Annotated in this window: 20 protein-coding genes and 1 pseudogene; 9 read left to right on the top strand and 12 right to left on the bottom strand. The window is 72.5% G+C overall.

The window, feature by feature from the left end; genetic code table 11:
* Positions 1-3: 3 nt before the first annotated feature.
* Complete coding sequence (locus tag AIIKEEIJ_RS33050) at positions 4-171, top strand: DUF4913 domain-containing protein (RefSeq protein WP_338020956.1); 168 nt, start codon at positions 4-6, stop codon at positions 169-171.
* Here the strand turns inward: AIIKEEIJ_RS33050 and AIIKEEIJ_RS14145 are convergent.
* Together AIIKEEIJ_RS14145 and AIIKEEIJ_RS14150 are read right to left on the bottom strand one after the other, a co-directional pair.
* Positions 116-307 (bottom strand): annotated as a pseudogene (locus tag AIIKEEIJ_RS14145) (NADH-quinone oxidoreductase subunit K); the annotation flags it as partial. The gene AIIKEEIJ_RS33050 and the pseudogene AIIKEEIJ_RS14145 overlap by 56 nt on opposite strands.
* Positions 304-3,141 (bottom strand): Na+/H+ antiporter subunit A, encoded by a 2,838-nt coding sequence (locus tag AIIKEEIJ_RS14150; RefSeq protein ID WP_029545324.1) that lies wholly within the window; start codon positions 3,139-3,141, stop codon positions 304-306. The pseudogene AIIKEEIJ_RS14145 and the gene AIIKEEIJ_RS14150, both read right to left, overlap by 4 nt.
* A gap of 229 nt (positions 3,142-3,370) precedes the next feature.
* On the opposite strand from AIIKEEIJ_RS14150, the gene AIIKEEIJ_RS14155 reads away from it, so the two are divergent.
* Entirely contained in the window at positions 3,371-3,793 is a 423-nt protein-coding gene (locus tag AIIKEEIJ_RS14155; RefSeq protein WP_006932425.1) for an NUDIX hydrolase, read from the top strand.
* 11 nt (positions 3,794-3,804) lie between these two features.
* Here AIIKEEIJ_RS14155 and AIIKEEIJ_RS14160 read toward each other — a convergent pair whose 3' ends face one another.
* The 6 genes from AIIKEEIJ_RS14160 to AIIKEEIJ_RS14185 all read right to left on the bottom strand — a co-directional run bounded on the left by AIIKEEIJ_RS14160 (position 3,805) and on the right by AIIKEEIJ_RS14185 (position 9,913).
* Positions 3,805-4,977, bottom strand: a complete 1,173-nt coding sequence (locus AIIKEEIJ_RS14160) for a hypothetical protein (RefSeq protein ID WP_161995918.1) — start codon at positions 4,975-4,977, stop codon at positions 3,805-3,807.
* Between the two features lie 2 nt (positions 4,978-4,979).
* Entirely contained in the window at positions 4,980-7,160 is a 2,181-nt protein-coding gene (locus tag AIIKEEIJ_RS14165; protein WP_161995919.1) for an AAA family ATPase, read from the bottom strand.
* A gap of 21 nt (positions 7,161-7,181) precedes the next feature.
* A complete protein-coding gene (locus AIIKEEIJ_RS14170; protein ID WP_317550423.1) occupies positions 7,182-8,096 on the bottom strand; it encodes a CDP-alcohol phosphatidyltransferase family protein in 915 nt (304 codons plus the stop codon).
* Positions 8,093-8,806: a phosphatidylserine decarboxylase gene (locus AIIKEEIJ_RS14175; protein ID WP_006932415.1), complete on the bottom strand. Its 714-nt coding sequence runs from the start codon at positions 8,804-8,806 to the stop codon at positions 8,093-8,095. The genes AIIKEEIJ_RS14170 and AIIKEEIJ_RS14175 overlap by 4 nt, the downstream gene beginning before the upstream one ends.
* A gap of 74 nt (positions 8,807-8,880) precedes the next feature.
* Positions 8,881-9,348, bottom strand: a complete 468-nt coding sequence (locus AIIKEEIJ_RS14180) for an SRPBCC family protein (RefSeq protein WP_006932414.1) — start codon at positions 9,346-9,348, stop codon at positions 8,881-8,883.
* 52 nt (positions 9,349-9,400) lie between these two features.
* Positions 9,401-9,913 carry a DUF1707 domain-containing protein gene (locus AIIKEEIJ_RS14185; protein WP_161995920.1) on the bottom strand — a complete coding sequence of 171 codons (513 nt, stop codon included), beginning with the start codon at positions 9,911-9,913 and terminating at the stop codon, positions 9,401-9,403.
* 111 nt (positions 9,914-10,024) lie between these two features.
* On the opposite strand from AIIKEEIJ_RS14185, the gene AIIKEEIJ_RS14190 reads away from it, so the two are divergent.
* Genes AIIKEEIJ_RS14190 through hutH form a run of 3 tightly spaced genes read left to right on the top strand, consistent with a single transcriptional unit; the run spans position 10,025 to position 12,722 of the window.
* Entirely contained in the window at positions 10,025-10,597 is a 573-nt protein-coding gene (locus AIIKEEIJ_RS14190; protein WP_161995921.1) for a helix-turn-helix transcriptional regulator, read from the top strand.
* Positions 10,594-11,157 (top strand): AAA family ATPase, encoded by a 564-nt coding sequence (locus tag AIIKEEIJ_RS14195; protein WP_037201076.1) that lies wholly within the window; start codon positions 10,594-10,596, stop codon positions 11,155-11,157. Before AIIKEEIJ_RS14190 ends, AIIKEEIJ_RS14195 begins: the two co-directional genes overlap by 4 nt.
* Positions 11,158-11,174: 17 nt before the next feature.
* Positions 11,175-12,722, top strand: coding sequence for a histidine ammonia-lyase (gene hutH, locus AIIKEEIJ_RS14200; protein WP_161995922.1), 1,548 nt, complete (start codon positions 11,175-11,177; stop codon positions 12,720-12,722).
* A gap of 3 nt (positions 12,723-12,725) precedes the next feature.
* Here hutH and AIIKEEIJ_RS14205 read toward each other — a convergent pair whose 3' ends face one another.
* Genes AIIKEEIJ_RS14205 through hutU form a run of 4 tightly spaced genes read right to left on the bottom strand, consistent with a single transcriptional unit; the run spans position 12,726 to position 17,865 of the window.
* Positions 12,726-13,964, bottom strand: a complete 1,239-nt coding sequence (locus AIIKEEIJ_RS14205; RefSeq protein ID WP_065922271.1) for an NAD(P)/FAD-dependent oxidoreductase — start codon at positions 13,962-13,964, stop codon at positions 12,726-12,728.
* Positions 13,965-14,001: 37 nt separating this feature from the next.
* Positions 14,002-14,997 (bottom strand): formimidoylglutamase, encoded by a 996-nt coding sequence (hutG, locus tag AIIKEEIJ_RS14210; protein ID WP_161995923.1) that lies wholly within the window; start codon positions 14,995-14,997, stop codon positions 14,002-14,004.
* Positions 14,994-16,178, bottom strand: coding sequence for an imidazolonepropionase (gene hutI / locus AIIKEEIJ_RS14215; protein ID WP_161995924.1), 1,185 nt, complete (start codon positions 16,176-16,178; stop codon positions 14,994-14,996). The genes hutG and hutI overlap by 4 nt, the downstream gene beginning before the upstream one ends.
* A gap of 4 nt (positions 16,179-16,182) precedes the next feature.
* Positions 16,183-17,865 carry a urocanate hydratase gene (gene hutU / locus AIIKEEIJ_RS14220; protein WP_161995925.1) on the bottom strand — a complete coding sequence of 561 codons (1,683 nt, stop codon included), beginning with the start codon at positions 17,863-17,865 and terminating at the stop codon, positions 16,183-16,185.
* A 212-nt stretch (positions 17,866-18,077) separates the two neighbouring features.
* Here hutU and htpG point away from each other — a divergent pair, with 212 nt between their 5' ends.
* The 4 genes from htpG (at position 18,078) to groL (ending at position 23,404) form a co-directional block, all read left to right on the top strand.
* A complete protein-coding gene (gene htpG, locus AIIKEEIJ_RS14225; RefSeq protein WP_161995926.1) occupies positions 18,078-20,009 on the top strand; it encodes a molecular chaperone HtpG in 1,932 nt (643 codons plus the stop codon).
* 106 nt (positions 20,010-20,115) lie between these two features.
* Complete coding sequence (locus tag AIIKEEIJ_RS14230; protein WP_006932403.1) at positions 20,116-20,892, top strand: HAD-IIA family hydrolase; 777 nt, start codon at positions 20,116-20,118, stop codon at positions 20,890-20,892.
* A gap of 109 nt (positions 20,893-21,001) precedes the next feature.
* On the top strand, positions 21,002-21,529 hold the full coding sequence (locus tag AIIKEEIJ_RS14235; RefSeq protein WP_065923411.1) for a DUF6764 family protein: 528 nt from the start codon (positions 21,002-21,004) through the stop codon (positions 21,527-21,529).
* A 249-nt stretch (positions 21,530-21,778) separates the two neighbouring features.
* Positions 21,779-23,404: a chaperonin GroEL gene (gene groL / locus AIIKEEIJ_RS14240; protein ID WP_006932397.1), complete on the top strand. Its 1,626-nt coding sequence runs from the start codon at positions 21,779-21,781 to the stop codon at positions 23,402-23,404.
* The last annotated feature ends 566 nt before the right edge of the window (positions 23,405-23,970 follow it).

Raw genomic sequence — 23,970 nt, forward strand, 5'->3', positions numbered from 1 at the left:
CCCGTGATCCGCCGCCGGATCAGCGATAACGACGGCGGCCTGTCCTGGGACCCGAGATGGTGGGCCTACCCCGAAGTCGTCGCCCGCCTGACAGCACTGCACCAGGCATGGGAAGAAGATCGTTGCGGGCACCGACCACGGGCGGGCCGCCGGCCGGGCCGGCGAGGGTGAGGATCAGCAGGTTGATGCCGTTGCCGATCAGCAGCAACCCCAGCAGCATCTTGATGATGCTGCGCTCGAGCAGCAGGTACACCCCGGAGGCGACCAGCACCCCGACCAGAGCGAGCATGGTCAGATTCGCGCTCATCGCTTCTCACCCACGATCTCCGCATCGAGACGCGCGCCGAGACTGCGGAGCACGTCGAGTACCAGGCCGACGACGATCAGATACACCCCCAGGTCGAAGAACAGTGCGGTGACGAGCTTGATGTCGCCGAGCAGCGGCAGAGTCATCTCGACGGTCGCCGACGACAGCGGCGGCGCACCGAGGAACAGGGAGACCAGGGCGGTGCCCGCCGAGAACGTCAGACCCAGGCCGAGGATCTTGCCCGCGTCGATGGGCACCGCCTCGCCGAGCTCGTAACGGCCACCGGCCAGATACCGCAGCACCAGCGCAAGCCCCGCGATCAGGCCGCCGGCGAAGCCGCCGCCGGGCGCGTTGTGCCCGGCGAAGAAGAAGTAGACCGACAGCACCATCATCGTCGGGAACACCAGGCGGGTCGTGACCTCGAGGACCAGCGAGCGGTGCCGCGGGTCGATGAGGTCCCCGCCGCGCAGCCACGTCGTCTCGGTGCTCGACGACATCGCGTCGAGCTGCGCCGCGGGGGCGTCCGAGACGCGCGGCGCCGAACCGAAGCGGCGGGTGCGGAACACCAGGCTCGCCACACCCGTCGCCGCGACGAGCAGCACGGAGATCTCCCCGAGGGTGTCCCACGCCCGGATGTCGACGAGCAGCACGTTGACCACGTTCTTGCCGTTGCCGAGTTCGTAGGCCGCCTCCGGCAGCAGCAGCGCGATCGGGTCGGCGGTGCGGGCGTTCGTGGCGAACACCCCGATCGTCGTGACCGCGACGCCGACGGCGATGCCGAGCAGGGCGCGCGGCAGCTTCCGGCCCACCACGTGTTCGGGACGGGACTCGGCGGGGAGCTTGCGCAGCACCAGCACGAAGATGACGAGGGTCAGCGTTTCGACGAGGAACTGCGTGAGCGCGAGGTCCGGGGCGCCCTGCAGGGCGAACAGGAATCCGCACCCGTAGCCGGTCAGGCCCACGAGCAGCACGCCGGCGAGGCGGTTGCGCATCACCGTCGCGGCCAGGGCGCCGCACATGATGATGGCCGCCGCCGCGAACTGGACGGACGAGTCCCACCACCGCACCGCCATGTCCCGCTCGGGGCCGAACACCAGCAGCAGCGTGGTGGGCAGCACCACCAGGGTGACCAGGATGATGCCCTGGGTCAGCGGCAGCGAGCCCCGCTGGGTGGAACCGGTCAGCCGTATCGACACGGTGTCCATGAAGCGCAGCGTCGCGTCGTACATGCGGTCGGCGTTGCCGAACAGCTGACGCTCGAACTTCACGCGGGAGATCGCGCGGTGGGCGAAGTACAGCGCGGTGCCACCGGCCACGACGACGGCGGTCAGCACGAGGGGGAGGCCGACGCCGTGCCACAGCGCGAGGTGGTAGGGCTTGTCCAGGGTGCTGGGCAGCGTGTCCGCGTAGGGGGACAGCAGCGTGTCGAGCCACGGCGCCGCGAGTCCGGCGGCCAACCCGCCGAAGGCCAGGACGGTCGGGGAGAACAGCAGCAGCGGGCCGGCGGCGTGGAAGTTCTGCACGGCCGGACTCGGGCGCTTGAGCTGCTTGCGTCCGAAGGCGCCCCACACGAACCGGATGCTGTACGCCAGGGTGAGGATCGACCCGGCGACGATCGCGGTGAGTACCGCGATCCGGGCCCACGGGCTCAGCAGGGTCGTCACCTGCACGGCCTCGAGGGCGGCCTCCTTGCCGACGAACCCGATGAACACGGGCAGGCCGCCCATGCTCATCGCGGCGACGGCCGCGACGGCCGCGAGGAACGGCGCCCGCTTCCCGAGGTGCGCGAGCTTGCGGATGTCGCGGGTGCCGGCGCCGTGGTCGACGATGCCGACCACCATGAACAGGCAGGCCTTGAACATCGCATGGGCCACGACCATGGCCATGCCGGCCAGCGCCGCCTCCCGGCTGCCGATCCCCACCAGGGCGATGAGGAAACCGAGCTGGCTGACGGTGCCGAACGCCAGGATCAGCTTCAGGTCGAAGGCACGGAACGCGCGCCAGCCGGCGAGCAGCATCGATGCCAGGCCGAGGGTGACGACGATGGGCCGCCACGGCGCCGCATCGGCGAACGCCGGAGCCAGCCGCGCCACCAGATAGATGCCCGCCTTCACCATCGCGGCGGCGTGCAGGTACGCGGAGACGGGGGTCGGGGCTGCCATCGCGCCGGGCAGCCAGAAGTGCAGCGGCACCACCGCGGACTTCGACAGGGCGCCGACCAGCACCAGGGCGACGCCCACCCCGGCCAGCCAGCCGCTCGGGGCGGCCGCGATCACGTCGGAGAGGTTGTAGCTGCCCACCAGCTGCCCGAGCACGATGATGCCGACGAGCATCGCGAGGCCACCCGCGGTGGTGACGAGCAGGGCCTGGGTGGCGGCGCGGCGGCTCGACGCCCGCTCCGCGTAGTGGCCGACCAGCAGGAACGACAGCACGGTGGTCAGTTCCCAGAACGTGTAGAGGACCAGCATGTTGTCGCTGGTCACCAGGCCGAACATGGCGCCGGCGAAGGCGACCATCTCGGCGGCGAAGATCCCCAGGCGGGGCTCGTCGTCGGTGAAATACCGGGCGCAGTAGAGCAGGATGAGCGCGCCGATGCCCAGCACCAGCGCCGACATGATCGCCGCGAGGGAGTCGAAGCGCATGTCGATGTTCATCGACAGGCCCGGCGCCCACGCGATGTGCAGCGTGCGTTCCGTGCCCCAGTTGCCGATCACCCAACCGAGGCTCGCCAGTGGCACGAGCGCCAGCGGTAGGAACGCATTTCTCCCCATGACTCTGACCAGAGGCGGCGCAACGAGAGCGGCGACCGCGTGGGCGATGAGTATGGCGAGCAAAGGCACTCCGTCGGGGTCGGGCCTGGCGGCGGGGTGTAACAGGCTTGCAAGTGTTGTGCAGCACCCACAGGGGGCGATGCCCGAGCCGCGCGGACCCGGGAAATCCCGATGCACGTGCTGCTCTGCAAATGGACAAATCGGATTCGGTGTCAGCTTACCGGCAGCATTCGCACGGTTGCGAATCGGCCGCCGACGCTCCGATGTCCGATTCCCATCGTAGAGTGCCCCCATGCCCGAGACCGGACCGATCCGTACCGCCGCGCTCGCGTACGTCCGCGACGGACGCCTGTTGCAGACCCGTTCCGCCGGCAAGACCGCCTTCTACATGGCGGGCGGCAAGATCGATCCCGGCGAGACCCCCGAGCAGGCCCTGCACCGGGAGATCCGCGAGGAACTCGGCGTCGGCCTCGTCGACGGCACCGTCGCCGAGGTCGGGATCTTCGAGGCCGAGGCCTTCGGCCATCCGGTCGGCACTCGCCTGCACATGACCTGCTTCACGGCCGAGCTGGCCGGGGAACCGCGCCCGGCGGCGGAGATCGCCGAACTCGGCTGGTTCACCGTCGCCGAGTACGCTGCCCTGCCCGAGGTCGCGCCGGGTTCGATGCTGGTGTTCGAGCACCTGCACGCCCTCGGTCTCGTCCGGGCCGAGTGAGACCGGCCACGTCAGCTCCGGCAGCGCCACGCGCATACCGCGCCCGTCGCCGCCAGCGCACCGGTGAGCAGCCGCGGGTCGGCGGGTAGCGCCCAGACCGCGGCCACCGTGGCGGCCGCGACCGGCAGCACCAGGCCCATCGCGGCGACCGGTGCCGCACCCGGCAGCGCCGCCCCCAGCGCCAGGCCGGTGCCCGCGGCGACCAGCGCCACGCGCACCAGCAACTGCGGGCCGTCCGCCGCGGTGTCGGGCCACAGCGCCGCGGTCAGCGTGACGACCAGGGCCACCCCCAGGCCCAGCTCGACCCGCGGGACCCGCCACGCGAGCGCGGCTCCCGCCGCGACCGCCAGCACCCCGGCCGCGGGAACCCACGCGGACACCTCCCTCCCGGCCAGGTCGTCGACCAGCGGGTACGCCGCGGCCGTCGCCCCGATCGCGGCGACGGGGAACCGGCCGTCTGCGAAGGGCAGGAAACGGCCGACGGCCTCCGCACCGAACACCGTCGCGGCGAGCACGGCCGCGGCGGCCAGCCACATCCACGCCGCAGCCGAGGTGGCCTGCTCGCCCGCCCAGCCGGCGAGCACGTGCATGCCGACGGTCAGCGCCGCCGTCGCCCCGACCGCGACGATCGGCAGCCGCGCCTCCGGCCGCTGCACCCGGGCCCCGGCCCCCGCGACGAATGCGGCGAGCACCACGGCCCCGGCTGCGACGGCGAGCGGCCACTGCAGCGGCGACGGCAGCGCCGACGACTGCAGGGACGTCCCCATCGGGCCGGCGAGCAGGAACACCGCCCACGCCCCGACGACCACCGCCCACTGCCCGATCGGTTCGCCCCACGCCGCGGCGACCGCCGCCCCGAGCAGGATCCCGGCGGCTCCCGCACTGATCAGGGGCAGCACGGTGAGGGTGTCGGGGTCGGCGGCAGATACCGCGAACCGCACCGTCCCCAGCACCACCGTGCAGCCGGCCGCCAGCAACCACGCCGTACGGCGCGACCCCGAGCGTTGCAGGCCCGCGACCGCCAGCACCGCCGCCACCGCGAACACGATCGGCCCGGTGGCGCTGCCCGTCGCGGCGGGGAGCGCCACCCCGTCCACCGCTACGGCGAAGCCGGCGAGGGCGCCCGCGCACAATGCCGCGAGACCCGCGACCGGCTCGTCCAACCGCACTGTCGCCGCCGGCATCGTCAGCGCCCCTCGGCGTAGGCCCGCAGGTGTTCGACCTGCGCGGCCTCCAGCGACGGGCGCACCGCCTTCCGCGCCGCCGCGACGTCGTCGGCGGTGACGGCCGCGGCGTCGACGCTGCGGCGCATCGCCGCGAGCGCGGCCTCCCGCAGGAGCGCCGAGCAGTCCGCCGCGGAGTAGCCGTCGAGGTCCGCGGCGAGGGCGCCGAGGTCCACGTCGTCGGCCAGCGGCACCGACTTGCCCGCGGTGCGCAGGATCGCGGCGCGCGCCTCGGCGTCCGGCGGCGGCACGAACACCAGCCGCTCGAGCCGGCCGGGGCGCAGCAGGGCCGGATCGATCAGGTCGGGCCGGTTGGTGGCGCCGAGCACCACGACGTCGCGCAGCGGTTCGACCCCGTCGAGTTCGGTGAGCAGGGCGGCCACCACCCGGTCGGTGACGCCGGAGTCGGAGCTCTGCCCGCGGCGCGGGGCGAGCGCGTCGATCTCGTCGAGGAACACCAGCGCCGGTGCGGAGTTGCGGGCCCGCTGGAACAGCTCCCGCACAGCCTTCTCCGAGGCGCCCACCCATTTGTCCATCAGCTCGGCGCCCTTGACGGCGTGCACGCTCAGCTGTCCCGAGCTGGCCAGCGCGCGCACCAGGAAGGTCTTGCCGCAACCCGGTGGCCCGTAGAGCAGTACACCGCGCGGCGGCTCGACGCCGAGGCGGGCGAACGAGTCGGGGTGGTGCAACGGCCACAGCACCGCCTCCGTGAGCGACTGTTTGGTGTCGACCATGTCGCCGACGTGGTCGAGGGTGACGCTGCCGATGGCCAGCTCCTCGGTGCCCGATCGCGACAGCGGGCGGATCACCTCGAGCGCACCGAGCAGGTCATCCTGAGTGAGCCTCGGCTCGGTGTCGTCGCGGCTCGCCCGCGCCGCCGCCCGCAGCGCCGCCTCCCGGCACAGGGCGGCCAGGTCGGCGACGACGAAGCCGGGCGCGCGGGCGGCGACGGCGTCGAGCGAGAGGGTGTCGGTGGGCACCCGGCGCAGCAGCACGTCGAGCAGGGCGCGACGGGTGGCGCCGTCGGGCAGGGGCAGGGCCAGTTCCCGGTCGCAGATCTCGGGGGAGCGGACCCGCGAGTCCACCTCGGTGGGGTGCGCCGTGGTCGCGACGAGCGCGACCCCGACGGTGTCGACGGCGCGGCGCAGCTGGTCGAGGATCAGCGCCGACACCGGTTCGGGGTCGGCGGGCAGCAGGGCGTCGATGTCGGTGACGAGCAGGACCCCGCCGGGGGCCAGGTCGGCGACGGCGGTGGTCACGCGGCGCAGCCGATCGTCGGCGGCAGTGGCGCCCACGCTCGGCCCGTCGAGCTCGACGACGCGACGGCCGGCGAGGACTGCGCGGGCGAGGGTGGCCTTGCCGACGCCGGCGGGCCCGGTGATCAGCACTCCGAGGTGGGGGGAGGCGCCGAGGGTGCGCAGCAGTTCGGGCTCGTCGAGGGCCAGCTTCAGCCACTCGGTGAGCCTGCCGGCCTGGGTCTGCACGCCGACCAGGTCCTCCACCGGTGGTGGCGGCGGTGCGGGGATCGCGGGCCGGGCCGACGGGGCGGCGGCCGGGCGGGGGCCGGCGACGGCCCGCCCGGCCGGGGTGGTGCCCCAGCCCACCGCGGTGTTCGGTTGCACGCTCACCGGTGCGGCGGGGTCGACGGCGGTGACGGTGAGCAGTTCCGTGGTCCAGGCGATCCCGAACGTGCGGGACAGGGTGCGCGTGGTGGGGGCGGTGCTCGTGCCCGGTCCGAGATCGCGGGGCAGCAGCGACACCGCGTCGCCGACGGTGAGGACCTTGCCCAGCAGTGCCTGGCGCAGGGTGACGTCGTCGATCGTGTGGGTGGCGAGTGCCGATCCGGTGACCGCGACCGTGCGGGCGCCGTGGACGACGACCGGGCCGACGAGGACGGTGGCGTCCTCGCGCAGCCCCACGTTGGAGAGCGTCACGTCGTCGAGCAGGATCGTGCCGGTCGGCGTGCCGGCGGGGGCGAGGCCGGCGACGGCCGCGGTGCGGCGCCCCCCGATCAGCGCGATCGCGTCCCATTCGCGCAGGCCCAGCGCGGTGAGCACCTCCGGGTGCACGCGGACGACGCCGCGGCGCGCATCGGCCGCGGAGGTGTTGAGGCGGACAGTCAACGCGAGTTCGGGGCTGCTCACCCCGCCGAGCCTAGAGCGTCGTCAGCGTCCGCGGGGGCGGCGCAGACCGAGTCGCGCGGCGGACTGCCGGGGCTGCGGGGCGCGCCGGATCGCGACCCGCCGTGGCCTGAGGGCGCGGTGCTCGGCGCGCAGGGCGCGCCGCTCGGACGGCTTGATGTTCCATGTCTCCGGCCGCGCCGCCACCCAGCGCTTGGAGCGGATCGCGAACGGGATGTGCGCCAGGTACAGGCCGATGAGGACGAGCATGAGCACGTACGGGTAGGTGACCAGCGCGGCCGCCGCGACCGCCACGAGTACCAGGAGGATCACCGCGTAGCGGGGCGGCACGGACACCGACTTCATCGCCAGGGTCGGTATCTGACTGACGACGAGGGCGGCGGTGAGCAGCGTCCAGGCGGCCACGACGGGGTAGGAGTCCCACCAGCCCTCACCCCACTGGATGTGCGCGGCGACCGGCGCCAGGGCGACGAGGGCGCCGGCGGGGGACGGCACGCCGACGAAGTACTCGCGGGCGTACGCGGGCACCGTGTCGTCCTCGAGCAGGGTGTTGAACCGGGCGAGGCGCAGGACGATGCTGACCGCGTACAGCAGGGAGATGATCCAGCCGAACGGGCTGCCGTCCAGCAGCGTCACGTACAGCACGAGGGCCGGGGCCACGCCGAACGCCACCGCGTCGGACAGCGAGTCCAGCTCGGCGCCGATCTTGGTCGTGGCGTCCAGCAGGCGGGCGATGCGCCCGTCGAGGGAGTCCAGCACCGCTGCCGCGCCGATCATGCCGAGGGCGGTGCCCAGCTGGCCGTCGAGGGCGAACTTCACCGCGGACAGGCCGGCGGAGAGCGCGAGGATCGTGATGACACTCGGCAGCAGCCGCACGGCCTGCGGGCGACTGCGGCGTTTGCGTTCCGGGGCTGCCGGGGAGGCGGCGGACGGGCTCACGGCAGCTGGGCGATGACGGTCTCGGCGCCGATCGTCTTCTGCCCGCGTTCGACGAGGAGGGTGCTGCCCGGGGGCAGGTAGGTGTCGACACGGGAACCGAAGCGGATCAGGCCGTAGGTGTCGCCGATCGGCAGCGTGTCGCCCGCCTTCGCGTCGCACACGATGCGGCGGGCGAGCAGCCCGGCGATCTGGACGACGGCCACGTCGGCGCCGTCGCGGGTCTCGAGGAGCATGCTGTTGCGTTCGTTGACCTCGCTGGCATCGGCGAGGTCGGCCGAGAGGAACTGCCCGGGGCGGTGCACGACCTTGGTGACGGTGCCGCCGACGGGGCTGCGCTGGACGTGCACGTCGAGCACGGACAGGAAGATGCTCACCCGCGGCCGCGGCTCGGTGCCCATCTCGAGTTCGGCGGGCGGCACCGCGGTGTCGACGAGGGCCACCTCGCCGTCCGCCGGGGCCACGACGACGCCGACCCGGTTGGGCGGCACCCGGTGGGGGTGGCGGAAGAATCCTGCGGTGGCGGCGGCCGAGACGAGGCCGGCGCGACGGACCCACTTGCGGTTGCGGCCGAGCGCCGCGACGGCGAGCGGGGCGGCGACGAAGGGGATGCCTGCCGGGTGGAGCGGTGGAATCGTCTTGCGGACCAGTTCGAGAACGTGCTCGACGCTGGTGGGCGGTGGGGTTCCGGGGGGTGTGGGCTTTCGGGCCACGGCTCCTCTTAGTGTCGCGCGGTGTGACCCGCGGGCGTGCGGCCCGCGGGCTAACACAGCCTACGCGAGGAGGGTCACCGTGCGAGGGCCGCGCCCTCGGCCTCGTTCCTGATGCGCGCGAGGGTGGCGTTCATGCCGACCACCATGTCGTCGTCGAAGGCGGTCGCGCCACCGAGGACCTTGTCGATGAGGAACTGCGAGACCTTGCTGGTCCCGGTGGGCGCCTCCCGTCGCTGGATCACCCGAGTGCCGGTGTCGGTGGGCTCGAGGGTGAACGACCAGACGGTGCGGTTCTCGTTGACCCGGAAGCGGAGCAGGCGCCCCGGTTCGAAGGCGAGCACCTTGGCGGTGGTGGGCCACACGAGCAGGCCCTTGCGGTTGACATTGATCGTCTTGGTCCCGACTCCGACGGGTCCGCCCAGCACGGCCATCTTCCGGCACTGCGGGCTCCACTCGCCCATCCGCTTCAGGTCGGAGATCACATGCCACACCTGCTGTGGCGATGCGGCGATCTCGACGGTGGCTTCGAGGGTCTTCGACACGGGGCCTCCCTGATTCTTCGCGTAACCGCGAGTTACAAATACTGCCGGTCGATCATATCCGAGTCTGTGACGCCCGCCACCCGGACGTGCACCACCCGCCGGCGGGGAGGGCCCGCGACGAGCCGCGGCCGGGGTGCGCCCGGTGGCCGGCGCCTTCCCGTCCGGCGAGGGTCCGGCCGAGCAGTACCAGGCCCCACGGCCCGATCACCCAGACCGGCCACGGGTGCACGGCCGCGCCGACGGCGATCGACACGATCGCCCAGATCACGAGGTTGACCGTCCCGGCTGCGGCCCAGGCTCCCCACTCGATCCGCTGATGCAGGGGGAGCCGGCGGTCCGCGGTGCGGGCCCGGGCGGGCGGGGGTGCGGGTGAGGCCGGGGGTGCGGCCGGAAGGTCGCTCAGTACCCGGTGCGCCTCGTCGGTGGTGACGGACCGGTACACCTCGCCGACCCGCTGGTCGAACTCGCCGATCGTGAGCCGGCCGGCGGTGAGATGCCGGCCCAGCTCGTCGACGAGCCGCTCGCGTTCGGAGTCGGAGATCCGGACACCGTTGACGTATTCCATCGCTGCCTCCTGCGGAGGGTCGAGACCACTGAGGTTCCACAGTGGAATGTCGATACCACCATGGTGGATATGCCACAGTGGAATGTCAAGCCCCCGGGAAAGGTGTCCGCCATGGTCGACCGTCCGCTCGATGCCCCCGCGGCTCGTCCGCTCGACGCCCCCGCGGCTCGTCCGCTCAACGCCACCGCGGCGTCGCTGCTGGGATTCCTGCACGAGGGTCCGAAGACCGGGTGGGATCTGGTGGTGACCGCGCAGGAGCGGATCGGGAAATTCTGGTCGATCACGACCAGTCAGGTGTATCGCGAACTCGCCGCCATGGAACGGTCCGGTCTCGTCGAGGCGGGCGAGGTGGGCCCGCGCGACCGCAAGCCCTTCGCGCTCACCGCCTCCGGCCGCGCCGCATTCGCCGAGTGGATCGAACGCGAACCCGGACCGGAGAACATCCGCTACCCGCTGCTGCTCACCGTCGCGTTCGGCAGGCACCTGCCGCCCGGCAGGCTGGCCGAGATGCTCGCCGTCCACCGCGCCGCCCACGAACGCCGGCTCGCCGACTACGAGCGCGCCGCCGCCGAGCACTGCGCGGACCCGTACTCGTCGGCGACCCTGGACTTCGGCATCGTCTACGAACGGGCCGTGCTCGAGTGGTTCGGCCGGGTGGCGGACACGCTGGGGCCGGCCTCGTGAACCGGCCCTGGCTGATCGTGATCGGGGGCCTGCCCGCGACCGGGAAGACGACCGTCGCCCGTCGCCTGGCGGCCCGGATCGCCGCCGCCTATCTGCGGATCGACACGATCGAGCAGGCCCTGGTGGACTCCGGTGAACTGCCCCGGCCGCCCCGGACCGCCGGATACGACGCCGGTTACGCCCTCGCCCGCGACCAGCTCGCGCTCGGACTCACCACCGTCGTCGAGTGCGTCAACCCCGTGAAACTCACCCGCGACGCCTGGTGCGCCGCCGCGCACCGGGCCGGGGCCCGGGTGCTCGAAGTGGAACTGGTCTGCACCGACCCCGCCGAACATCGCAGACGCGCCGAGCGGCGTGCCGGAGACATCGCCGGCCTCGCGCTCCCCACGTGGCAGCAGATCCGCGGACGACACTACGAGGCGTGGGACCGTGCCCACCTGACGATCGACACGGCTGTGGCCGGTCCCGACGATGCGGTCACCACGATCCGGCGCGAAGCCGGCCTTCTCGACCCCGATTCGGCGGCGCGCCGGCCGGTGCCGGGGACACAATCCGGATAGCGCGTATCGATCGGGAGGTGGCCGTGGCCGAGGAGGTCGTCGTCGGGGTCGGTCCCGTCTCGACGGACGAGGTCCTGCGGGTGGCGCGGTCCGGCGCGCCGGTCCGGCTCTCCGCGGACGCGCTCGCCCTCATCGGCGCGGCCCGTGCCGTGGTCGACGCGCTCGCCCGCGACCCCCGGCCCGCGTACGGCATCACCACCGGGTTCGGGGCGCTCGCCACCCGCCACATTCCCCCGGAATCGCGAATCGATCTGCAGCGCAGCGTGATCCGCTCTCACGCCGCCGGGACCGGTCCCGAGGTGGAACGGGAGGTGGTCCGCGCGATGATGCTGCTGCGCCTGTCCACCTTCGCCACCGGGCACACCGGGGTCCGCCCCGGGACCGCCACGGCCTACGCCGCGATGCTGAGCGCGGGAATCACGCCGGTGGTGCCCGAGCACGGCAGCCTCGGCTGTTCCGGGGACCTCGCGCCGCTCGCCCACGTGGCCCTCGTCCTCACCGGCGAGAGCGAGGCCCGCGACGCCGCCGGCACGCTCGTGCCGGCCGCGCAGGCCCTCGCCGCGGCGGGCCTCGCGCCCGTCGTGCTCGCCGAGAAGGAAGGGCTCGCCCTCATCAACGGCACCGACGGGATGCTGGGCATGCTGGTCCTTGCCTGCCACGACCTGCGCGCCCTGCTGCGGCTCGCCGACGTCACGGCCGCGATGAGCGTCGAGGCCCTGCTCGGCACCGACCGGGTCTTCGCCGCCGACCTGCACGCCCTGCGGCCGCACCCCGGCCAGGCCGTGGCCGCCGCCAACATGACCCGGCTCCTCGCCGGCTCCGCCGTCGTGGCCAGCCACCGAACCCCGGACTGCCCGGTGGTGCAGGATGCCTACTCGCTGCGGTGTGCCCCGCAGGTCGCGGGCGCCGCGCGCGACACCCTGACCCACGCCGAGCAGGTCGCCGGACGCGAACTCGCGGCCGCGATCGACAACCCGGTCGTCACCCGCGACGGCCGGATCGAGTCGAACGGCAACTTCCACGGCGCCCCGCTGGCGTACGTCCTCGACTTCCTCGCCGTCGTCGTCGCCGACGTCGCGAACATCAGCGAGCGCCGCACCGACCGGCTGCTCGACGTGGCCCGCAGCCACGGCCTGCCGCCGTTCCTCGCCCACGATCCCGGCGTCGACAGCGGGCACATGATCGCCCAGTACACCCAGGCCGCGCTCGTCGCCGACCTCAAGCGCCTCGCCGTGCCCGCCGCCGTCGACTCGATCCCGTCGTCGGCCATGCAGGAGGACCACGTCTCGATGGGCTGGTCCGCCGCCCGCAAGCTGCGCCGCGGCCTCGCCGCGCTGACCCGTGTCCTGGCCATCGAGGCACTCACCGCGGCACGCGCACTGGACCTGCGCGCCCCGCTCACCCCGGCCCCCGGCACCGGCGCGGTGGTCGCCGCGCTCCGCCGGCACGTGGCCGGGCCCGGCCCGGACCGGCATCTCGCCCCGGAGATCGACGCCGCGGCCCGGCTCGCCGCGAGCGGAGAACTCGTCGCCGCGGCGGAATCCGCGATCGGGGCCCTGGACTGATCGTCAGCGGAGCGGGTCGAACTGCCGCGGCACCGCCGCCCGCGCACCGGTCATCGCGCCGGCCAGCAGGCGGCCGGTCAGCGGGCCCAGCGCCACGCCCCACATGCCGTGACCGCCGGCGACGAACACGCGCGCGGAGCGGGTGCCGCCGACCAGCGGCAGACCGTCCGGGGTGCAGGGACGCGAGCCCACCCACTCCTCCGCCCGGGCGGCCCAGTCGACGCCGGTCAGCAGCGGCCGCGCCGCGTCGACGATGGCCTGGATCCGCCGCGGGTCGAGCGGGGCGTCGGGCCGGCGGAACTCCATCATCCCGGCGATGCGGAACCGATCGTGCAGCGGCGTGCACGCGACCCGCTGGGCCGGGAAGTAGATCGGGTTCTTCGGCAGGTGCGCCGGGCGCACGCTGAAGCTGTAGCCGCGACCGGCCTGCACCGGCATCCGGACCCCGAACGGCCGGGCCAGGTCGTTCAGCCGGGCCCCGGTGGCCAGCACCACCGCATCCGCCGCCCGGTCCCCGCCGCCGGTGCCCACCACGCGCACGTCCCGCGGGCCGTCCCGGACCGCCTGCACCTCGAACCCGGTGACGACCTCACCGCCACGGTCGCGCACCGACTCCGCCAGCGCGGCGACGAACCGCGGCGGGTCGACGAACCGCTGCCCCCGCAGCCGGATCCCGGCCCGCACCCCGTCGCCGAGGAGCGGCTCCAGGGTGCGGATCGTGTCCCCGTCGAGCAGGTCGAAATCCACCTCGCCGCCCGCCGCGACCACCTGCCGGAACTCCTCGACGAGCACGCGACGGTCGTCCTCGGACGCGAACGCTGCCAGGAACGGATCCGCCGGGCGGGTCTGTTCGACGACACCGCCGCGGGCCAGATCGTCGTAGGCGCCCAGCGCCATCCGGTTCACCTCGGCGAACACCGCCATCGCCGCGCGCCACCGGCGGGCGGTGCAGTGCCGCGCGAATCCCGCCAGGAACCGCCACAACCGCAGGTCGACCGCGGGCGGCACGTACACCGGGGACGACGGCGTGAGCATCGAACGGATCCCGTACCGCAGCACCGCCGGTTCCGGCAGTGGCAGGGTCAGCGCGGGGGCCAGCCAGCCCGCATTGCCCCACGACGCATCGGCGGCCACCCCGGTGCGGTCGAGCACCGTGACCTCGACGCCGCGCTCCTGCAGGAACCAGGCCGCCGACAACCCGACGAAGCCCGCCCCGACGACGACCACCCGACGAATCGCCATGACGCACTCCCGATCTCGAGGTACCCCATCACCTCCATCATGGACCGTCGCCGGGCTCGGTGCCCGCGAACCGGGGGTGGTCGCCCGCCGGCCGCCCCGTGACGATCCGGTGGATCAGCCGGGCCGCCGCCCGGGCCGTGCGCCCGTCGTCGTCGACGGCCGGCGCCAGCTCGGCGACGTCGACGAGCGCGAGCCTGCCGCTGCGCGCCACGACGTCGCACACGTGCTGCACCACCTCGAACGCGACCCCGCAGGCCGCCGGGGCGCTCACCCCGGGCGCCACCCAGCCGGGCAGCACATCGAGGTCGATCGTCAGGTGCACCGCGTCCACCGCGCGGACGAACTCCTCGACGAACGTCTCCACGACGGGCAGGTTCGTCGCGCGGCACTCGTCGTCCAGCAGGTACCGCACCCCGAACTCGTCCGCGGCAGCGAACAGCGCGGCCGTGTTGCTCGGCTGCGCGATGCCCAGCACCGCGTAGCGCAGCGACCTGCCCTGTTCGCGTTCGCGTTCGGCCATCTGCCGGAACGGGGTGCCCGACGTGGCGACGGGCGCCGCCCGCAGGTCGAAGTGCGCGTCCAGGTTCAGCACGCCCCAGCGGGTCCCGGCCCGCGCGGCCGCGGACCCGGCCCAGCCCAGGTAGCTGCCGAAGGCCACCTCGTGCCCGCCGCCGAGCACCACCACCGCATGCCCCGCGTCGAGCAGCGCGGTGACCGCCGCGCCGAGGCGGCGCTGCCCGTCCTCGAGGGCGCCGCCGCGCACCGCGACGTCGCCCGCGTCGTGGATCGTCGCCGGCGCCGGCAGCGCCAGCGACGCCAGGGCGCGCCGCAACGCGACCGGCCCGTCCGCCGCGCCGGGCCGCCCCTGGTTGCGGCGCACGCCCTCGTCGCTGCGGAATCCGATCAGGACCTGCGCCCGCGCGGCGTCCGCGGGCAGCGGCGCCACCACGTCGTGCCAGCGCAGGTGCTCGGGACCGGGGCCGTCGTCGCGGCCTGTCCACGGCGCCGGCGGCACGTCGACCGGAATCCTCACATCCGCAGTCCTTCCTGCCAGACCTCCCGGACCAGCTGCACTCCCGGCCGGTACGCCAGGTGCAGGTACGACGGCGCGTCCAACGCGATCAGATCTGCCCGTGCGCCCTCCCGGACGACGCCGACGTCGTCCCGGCGCAACGCCGCGGCGCCCCCGGCGGTCGCCGCGTGGACCGCCTCCTCCGGGCTCATGTGCATCTCGCGCACCGCCAGCGCGATGCAGAACGGCATGCTCGTGGTGTAAGAGGTGCCGGGGTTGCAGTCGGTGGCCAGCGCGACGGTGACATCCGCGTCCAGCAGTGCCCGCGCGTCCGGATACCGGTTGCGCGTGCAGAAGTCGGCGCCCGGCAGCAGCGTCGCCACCGTGCCCGAGCCGGCGAGCGCCGCCACGTCCGCCGCCGTCGTGTAGGTGACGTGGTCCACCGATGCCGCACCGACCTCCACCGCCAGCTGCACGCCCGGCCCGGGACCGAGCTGATTGCCGTGCACCCGCGGGGTGAGGCCGTGCGCCATCCCTGCCTGCAGCACGGCCCGGCACTGGTCGGCGTCGAACGCGCCCCGCTCACAGAACACGTCGATCCACTTCGCGTGCGGCGCGCACACGGGGACCATCTCCTCGCACACCAGCCGGACGTAGTCGTCGGGGCGGCCCGCGAACTCCGGCGGCACGGCGTGCGCGGCGAGCAGCGTCGTCTCCGGCGTGAACACCTCGGCCACCCGCAGGCAACGCAGCTCGTCGGCGACGGACTGGCCGTACCCGGACTTGCACTCGACCGTGGTCGTCCCGGCCTGCCACCCCTCGGCGACGAGCCGCGACACCGTCGCCCCCAGCGCGCGATCGGTCGCCGCGCGGGTCGCCGCGATCGTCGTGGCGATGCCGCCGGCGGTGTAGGGGGCACCGGCCATGCGGGCGGCGAATTCCTCGGCGCGCTCCCCGGCGAACACGAGATGCGTATGACTGTCGACGAATCCGGGCAGCACGGCGCGGCCCTGCAGGTCGTGCCGGTCCGCGGCGGCCCCCTCGGGGACCCGGTCGCGCGGCCCCACCCACCGGATCAGACCCTCGCCGACGACCACCGCGGCGTCCACGAGCACCCCCAGCGGGCCCCGGTCGAGTTCCGGGTCGTTCGTGACGAGGCAGCCGATGTTGTCGAGCAGTGTCCAGTTCCGCCCGGGTGACACGGCGTCAGCCCTCCCGCATCGGGATGCGCAGTCCGCGGCGCGCGGCGACCTCGGCGGCACGGGGGTAGCCGGCGTCGACGTGCCGGAGGACGCCGGTGCCGGGGTCGTTCGTCAGTACCCGCTCGAGCTTGCGCGCGGCGAGGTCGGTGCCGTCGGCGATGCACACCTGCCCGGCGTGCAGCGACCGGCCGATGCCGACCCCGCCACCGTGGTGGATCGACACCCACGACGCGCCGGACGCCGTGTTGACCAGGGCGTTGAGCAGCGGCCAGTCGGCGATCGCGTCCGAACCGTCGGCCATCGCCTCGGTCTCGCGGTACGGCGAGGCGACCGACCCGGCGTCGAGGTGGTCGCGGCCGATGGCGATCGGAGCGGCGACCTCTCCGGCGGCGACCATCTCGTTGAACCTCAGCCCGGCCCGGTCCCGTTCGCCGTAGCCGAGCCAGCAGATGCGGGCCGGCAGCCCCTGGAACGGCACCGCGCGCCCGGCCAGGGTGAGCCATCGGGCGAGATGCTCGTTCTCGGGGAACAGCTCGAGGACGGCACGGTCGGTGGCCGCGATGTCCGCGGGATCTCCCGACAGCGCGACCCAGCGGAACGGCCCGCGGCCCTCCTCGAACAGCGGACGGATGTAGGCGGGTACGAAGCCGGGGAACGCGAACGCCCGGTCGAAGCCGCCCTTGCGGGCCTCGTCGCGGATGGAGTTGCCGTAGTCGAACACCTCGGCGCCGCGATCGAGGAACCCGACCATGGCCTCCACGTGCCGGGCCATCGACCGGCGGGCCTGCTCGGTGAACCACACGGGGTCCTTCGCCGCGAGGGTGTGCCACTCCTCGACCGTCACCCCGAGCGGCAGGTAGGACAGCGGGTCGTGGGCGGAGGTCTGGTCGGTGACGATGTCGATGGGGGCCTGCAGCGCGAGCAGCGCCGGCACGACGTCGGCGGCGTTGCCGACCACCCCGATCGAGCGGGGCTCGCGCGCATCCCGTGCCGCGAGCGCCGAGGCCAGCGCCGCCTCGACGCTGTCGGCCTTGGCGTCGAGGAAACCCTGCGCGAGCCGGCGGTCGACCCGGGCCTCGTCGACCTCGACGCAGATTGCGACGCCCTCGTTCATCGTGATCGCCAGGGGCTGCGCCCCGCCCATGCCGCCGAGGCCCGCGGTCAGGGTGACGGTGCCGGCGAGGCTGCCGCCGAACCGCTTGCGGGCGACGGCCCCGAACGTCTCGTAGGTGCCCTGCAGGATGCCCTGCGAGCCGATGTAGATCCAGGATCCGGCGGTCATCTGCCCGTACATCGTCAGCCCCAGCGCCTCCAGGCGGCGGAACTCCTCCCAGTTCGCCCAGTCGCCGACCAGATTCGAGTTGGCCAGCAGCACGCGCGGTGCCCACTCGTGGGTGCGCAGCACCCCGACGGGCTTGCCGGACTGCACGAGCAGCGTCTCGTCGCCGCCGAGGGTCTCGAGGGTCCGCACGATCGCGTCGAATGCGGCCCAGTTGCGGGCCGCCCGGCCGGTGCCGCCGTAGACCACCAGGTCGTCCGGCCGTTCGGCGACGTCGGGATCGAGGTTGTTCATCAGCAGGCGCAACGCGCCCTCCTGTTGCCAGCCCCGGCACCGCAGCCCGGGACCGCGCGGGGCGCGCACGGGCCGCGGGCCCGGGAGGGCGGAGGGGGTCGTTCCGGTGGCCATGGGGCCTCCTCTCGAAACCGGCGAGGCGCGCCGGCGCCGCGACTCCATCCCATGACACTGCGGCGGACCGCCCCGCGACAACCGGTCCGGGCGGATGTGTCGGATCCGAGACCGAGCGGCCGGCCGCGGCCCGCCCCGGCGGCCCCTTGGAACAGGGGGGCGGCGCGGTCGTACGATTTCGTCGAACGTTCTGCTGTCGAAGGGAACCATCCATGACCACGGGTATCGAACAGCTCGAGTTTCAGGCGGAGACGCGTCAGCTGCTGGATCTGCTGATCCATTCGGTGTATTCGAACAAGGACACCTTCCTCCGGGAACTCGTCTCCAACTCGTCGGACGCGCTGGACAAGCTCAAGCTCGAGGCGTTCCGCAACAAGGACCTGCAGGTCGACACCTCGGATCTGCACATCGAGATCGAGGTCGACAAGGAGCAGCGCACCCTCACCGTCCGCGACAACGGCATCGGCATGTCCCGGGACGAGGTGGTCGACCTGATCGGCACCCTCGCGAAGTCGGGCACCGCGGAACTGCGGCGCAAGCTGCGCGAGGCGCAGGAGTCGGCCGCGCCGGAAGAACTCATCGGCCAGTTCGGGGTCGGCTTCTACTCGACCTTCATGGTGGCCGACAAGGTGACCCTGCTGACCCGCAAGGCCGGCGAGCACGACGGCACCCGGTGGGAGTCGAGCGGCGAGTCGACCTACACGATCGAGACGGTCGAGGGCGCACCCCAGGGCACGTCGGTGACGCTGCACCTCAAGCCGGAGGACACCGAGGATCACCTGTTCGACTACACGGCCGAGTGGAAGATCAAGGAGATCGTCAAGCGCTACTCGGATTTCATCGCCTGGCCGATCCGGATGCAGGTCGAACGCACCAAGCCCGCCGAGGGGGAGGGGTCCGTCGCCGAAGTGATCCGCGAGACGGAGACCCTGAACTCGATGAAGGCGCTGTGGGCGCGCTCGAAGGACGACGTCTCCGCGGAGGAGTACAGCGAGTTCTACAAGCACGTCAGCCACGCGTGGGACGAGCCGCTCGAGGTCGTCCCGATGAAGGCCGAGGGCACATTCGAATACCAGGCGCTGCTGTTCATCCCGTCGCAGGCGCCGTTCGACCTGTTCATGCGCGAGCGCAAGACCGGGATCCACCTCTACGTCAAGCGCGTGTTCATCATGGACGACTGCGAGGAGCTGATCCCGGAGTACCTGCGGTTCGTCAAGGGCGTGGTCGACGCCCAGGACCTGTCGCTCAACGTCTCGCGCGAGATCCTGCAGCAGGACAGGCAGATCCGCGCGATCCGCCGGCGGCTCACCAAGAAGGTGCTGTCCACGATCCAGGACATGGCGACCACCGAGAAGGAGAAGTACCGGACCTTCTGGTCGCAGTTCGGCCGGGTCCTCAAGGAGGGTCTGCTCTCGGATTTCGACAACCGCGACACCCTGCTCGCCGTGTCCTCCTTCGAGTCCACGCACAGCGAGGACTCGACGACGACGCTCGCCGAGTACGTCTCGCGGATGAAGGAAGGCCAGGACGAGATCTTCTACATGACCGGCGAGTCCCGGCAGCAGATCGAGAGCTCCCCGCACATGGAGGCCTTCCGCGCCAAGGGCTTCGAGGTGCTGCTGCTCACCGACCCGGTCGACGAGATGTGGGTGGGGTCCGTGCCCGAGTTCGAGGGCAAGCCGTTCCAGTCGATCGCCAAGGGCGAGGTGGATCTCGGTACCGAGGACGAGAAGAAGGCCGCCGAGGCCGAGCGTGAGGAGCGGGAGAAGGAGTACGCCGACCTGCTGTCGTGGCTCGGCGAGACGCTCGACGAGCACGTGAAGCAGGTGCGGCTGTCGTCGCGGCTGACCACGTCGCCCGCGTGCCTCGTCGGCGACACGTTCGCCATGTCGCCCGCCCTCGAACGGATGTACCGGGCGTCGGGCCAGCCCGTCCCGCACACCAAGCGCATCCTCGAGCTCAACCCGGACCACCCGTTGGTCACGGCGCTGCGCGACGCGCACGCCCGGCAGGCCGACGACCCGACGCTCGGCGAGACCGCCGAGTTGCTGTACGGCACCGCGCTGCTCGCCGAGGGCGGCGAACTCGAGGACCCGGCGGCGTTCGCCCGTCTGCTCGCCGATCGCCTCGCGCGCACGCTGTAACCGCTCACCCCTTCCGGCCGAACGTCACATCGCGTCGATCGAATCGACGTGGTGTGACATTCGGTCCGTGCGTGGTGGGGGTGCGGCGACCCGATAGGCTCACACCATGGCCGGCGTGGACGGGGTGTTGTTCGATATCGAGGGCGTGATCGTGACGTCGTGGGAACCCGTGCCGGGCGCCGCCGAGGTGCTTGCCGGGCTCCGCGAGCGTGGGGTGCATCGGGCCTTCCTGACCAACACCACGTCGCGGACCTGCGCGCAGATCGCCGAGAGCCTCACCGGGCTGGGCATGCCGGTCGAGCCCGCCGAGATCGTGACGGCCGCGTCCCTCACCGCCGAGTACCTGCGCCAGACCTACCCGGACCGGCGCTGCTGGGTGCTCAACCACGGCGACGTGGAGGCGGACCTCGAGGGCATCGTGCGCGACGAGGACGATCCCGAGGTGGTCGTGCTCGGCGGGGCCGGGCCGGAGTTCAGCCACCGCGCCCTCAGCCGCGTCGCCGAGCTCATGCTCGACGGGGTGCCGGTGGTCGCGATGCACCGCGGCTCCACGTGGCAGTCCGCGGACGGCCTGCGCATCGACACCGGCGTGTACCTGCCCGGTCTCGAGGAACTCACCGGGCAGACCGTCGTCGCGGTCGGCAAGCCGTCGATGCGGGGCTTCCTCGCCGCGGCCGAGCTGATGGGCACCGAACCGGACCGGATGGCCGTGGTGGGCGACGATCTCCACGCGGAGGTCATCCCCGGCCAGCGCCTCGGCATGACGGGAATCCTGGTGCGCACCGGCAAGTTTCGGCAGTCGGTGCTCGACCTCGCGGTCGAGCGTCCCGATCGGGTGATCGATTCGGTCGCCGCCCTGCCGGAGCTCCTCGACACGCTGTGACGCCGTCTCGCCCCGGGCGGGTGTGACCGGTACCCTCGCCGCCGGGGGAGTCGCCCCCGTCCGGGCATCCGAGCCCAGCGAGTCCCGGCCCAGCGCAGAGGAGACCTTGTTGTCCATCCGATCCATCCGTGCCGTCTTAGTCCCCCGCCGCCTCCTCCGGGCCGGTGTCGTCGCCGCTCTCGGCGTCGCGTCGGCCGCCCTGCTCGGCGTGGGTACCGCGACGGCGGCGCCGGTGACGTGCGTGTCGCCGCCGTCGGCCAACGAGATCCTGGTCTCCGACGCCGCCAGCTGCGGCGCGACGGCCGCCGAGGGCGGCACGGCCCACTCCTTCGCCTCCGAGAGCGGCACCGCGGTGTCGGCGGCGCAGACGGCCGGCGCGGCCGAGGCCCACGCGACGGGGTTCGGGACCGCCCTGAGCGGCGCCCAGAACGGTGGCCGCTCCTACGCGTACGCCCTCGGCGGCGGACTGAGCCATTCCTCGGCGCAGGGCCCGGTGACGACGGTGTCGGTCGCGGGCTGGGGGTCGGGGGCGACGGCCGATCCGACCGGGGTGACCTGCGTCGGCCCGCAGTCGTTCGCCGTCAACACGGCCACCGGTCAGTGGTGCGCCGTCGGCGTCGGTTCCACGCGTCGCTGAGAACACACCGCAGCGGTCTTGCGCGACGGGGGTGGCGGGTGCTCCAGACCTTGCACTCGCCACCCTCGAGTGCTAAGAATGCTCTTGGCACTCGCAACACGTGAGTGCCAGGTCGGGACGGTGAGGCCGGGAATATCGACACCCCTGGTCGTCCGTCGCGGGCACTGCTTCCGGCCGAAGGCGTACATGGGGCGACCCGACGAGCGGTCGCCCTGCGTGTCACCCCCATATCCGGAGGATCACTTCGCAATGGCCAAGATCATCGCGTTCGACGAAGAGGCCCGTCGCGGCCTCGAGCGGGGCCTGAACAGCCTCGCCGACGCTGTCAAGGTGACGTTGGGGCCCAAGGGTCGCAACGTCGTGCTCGAGAAGAAGTGGGGCGCCCCCACGATCACCAACGATGGTGTGTCCATCGCCAAGGAGATCGAGCTCGAGGACCCGTACGAGAAGATCGGCGCCGAGCTGGTCAAGGAAGTTGCCAAGAAGACGGACGACGTCGCGGGTGACGGCACCACCACCGCCACCGTGCTCGCCCAGGCGCTGGTGCGCGAGGGTCTGCGCAACGTCGCCGCCGGTGCGAACCCCCTCGGCCTCAAGCGCGGCATCGAGAAGGCCGTCGAGGCCGTCACTGCCAAGCTGCTCGACACCGCCAAGGAGGTCGAGACCAAGGAGCAGATCGGCGCCACCGCCGGCATCTCCGCGGGCGACCCCGCGATCGGTGAGCTGATCGCCGAGGCCATCGACAAGGTGGGCAAGGAAGGCGTCATCACCGTCGAGGAGTCCAACACCTTCGGCCTGCAGCTCGAGCTGACCGAGGGCATGCGCTTCGACAAGGGCTACATCTCGCTGTACTTCGCCACCGACGCCGAGCGTCAGGAGGCCGTGCTCGAGGACGCCTACATCCTGCTCGTGTCGGGCAAGATCTCGACCGTCAAGGACCTGCTGCCGCTGCTGGAGAAGGTCATCCAGTCCGGCAAGCCGCTGGCGATCATCGCCGAGGACGTCGAGGGTGAGGCTCTGTCCACCCTGGTCGTCAACAAGATCCGTGGCACCTTCAAGTCGGTCGCCATCAAGGCCCCCGGCTTCGGTGACCGCCGCAAGGCCCAGCTCGCCGACATCGCCATCCTCACCGGTGGCGAGGTCATCAGCGAAGAGGTCGGTCTCTCCCTCGAGACCGCCGGTCTCGAGCTGCTCGGCCGTGCGCGCAAGGTCGTCGTCACCAAGGACGAGACCACCATCGTCGACGGTGCCGGCGACGCCGACGCCATCGCCGGTCGCGTGAACCAGATCCGCGCCGAGATCGAGGCGTCGGACTCGGACTACGACCGCGAGAAGCTGCAGGAGCGTCTGGCCAAGCTGGCCGGCGGCGTTGCGGTCATCAAGGCCGGTGCCGCCACCGAGGTCGAGCTCAAGGAGCGCAAGCACCGCATCGAGGATGCCGTCCGCAACGCCAAGGCTGCGGTCGAGGAGGGCATCGTCGCCGGTGGTGGCGTCGCGCTGCTGCAGGCCGCGCCGGTTCTGGACGACCTGAAGCTCGAGGGTGACGAGGCCACCGGTGCCAACATCGTCAAGGTTGCCCTCGAGGCCCCGCTGAAGCAGATCGCCTTCAACGCCGGCCTCGAGCCCGGCGTCGTCGCCGAGAAGGTCCGCAACCTGCCCGCCGGCCACGGCCTCAACGCCGCCACCGGCGAGTACGAGGACCTGCTGGCTGCCGGCATCAACGACCCGGTCAAGGTCACCCGCTCGGCGCTGCAGAACGCGGCGTCCATCGCGGCCCTGTTCCTGACCACCGAGGCTGTCGTCGCCGACAAGCCGGAGAAGGCCGCCGCTCCCGCCGGCGACCCGACCGGCGGCATGGGTGGCATGGACTTCTGATCCACGCCCGACCGTCTTCGAGGCCCGGTTCCACTTCGGTGGGGCCGGGCCTCGTGGCGTCGAGGGCTCGGCCCGGGCCGAGCGGCGGGGAGCGCAGGCCCCGGCGTGCGCGAAGTTCCGACGGGTGCAGGAATGCCTGCCGCCGCCGGGAAATCGGGGAAATGTTCCGCCGCGCCGAGTGCTGAAGTGCAGTTCGGGGCGGCCGCGCGGCGCTTCCCGGGCGGCCGGGGACGCAATTCTTTTCGTTAAACATTCCGTTTTTCCGCACTCACAATGCGGAAATCTTCGCGTTCCGGAATTTTCCGCTCTGCACCTGCATAAATGCCGCGGAAATGCATCGAGAACAAGGCCGCATTTCCGGGGTGTGAATTGTCTCACGCCCTGAATTCGCCGGCTCGCAGCGCACAATTCGCGGGGCCCGTGCCACACTCGGAATTGTGATCGGGAACGATCCGGTCGCGTGCAGAAGCGGCGGGCCGGAAATTCCGGCCGGTCGAGAAACGCGAGACAAAGGAGTCGGACAATGCTCGGATCCGTTCAGGACATTCTCAACCTCCTGCTGGAGA

The sequence above is a fragment of the Rhodococcus sp. YH1 genome (assembly GCF_009939605.1).
Lineage (GTDB): Bacteria > Actinomycetota > Actinomycetes > Mycobacteriales > Mycobacteriaceae > Rhodococcus > Rhodococcus aetherivorans.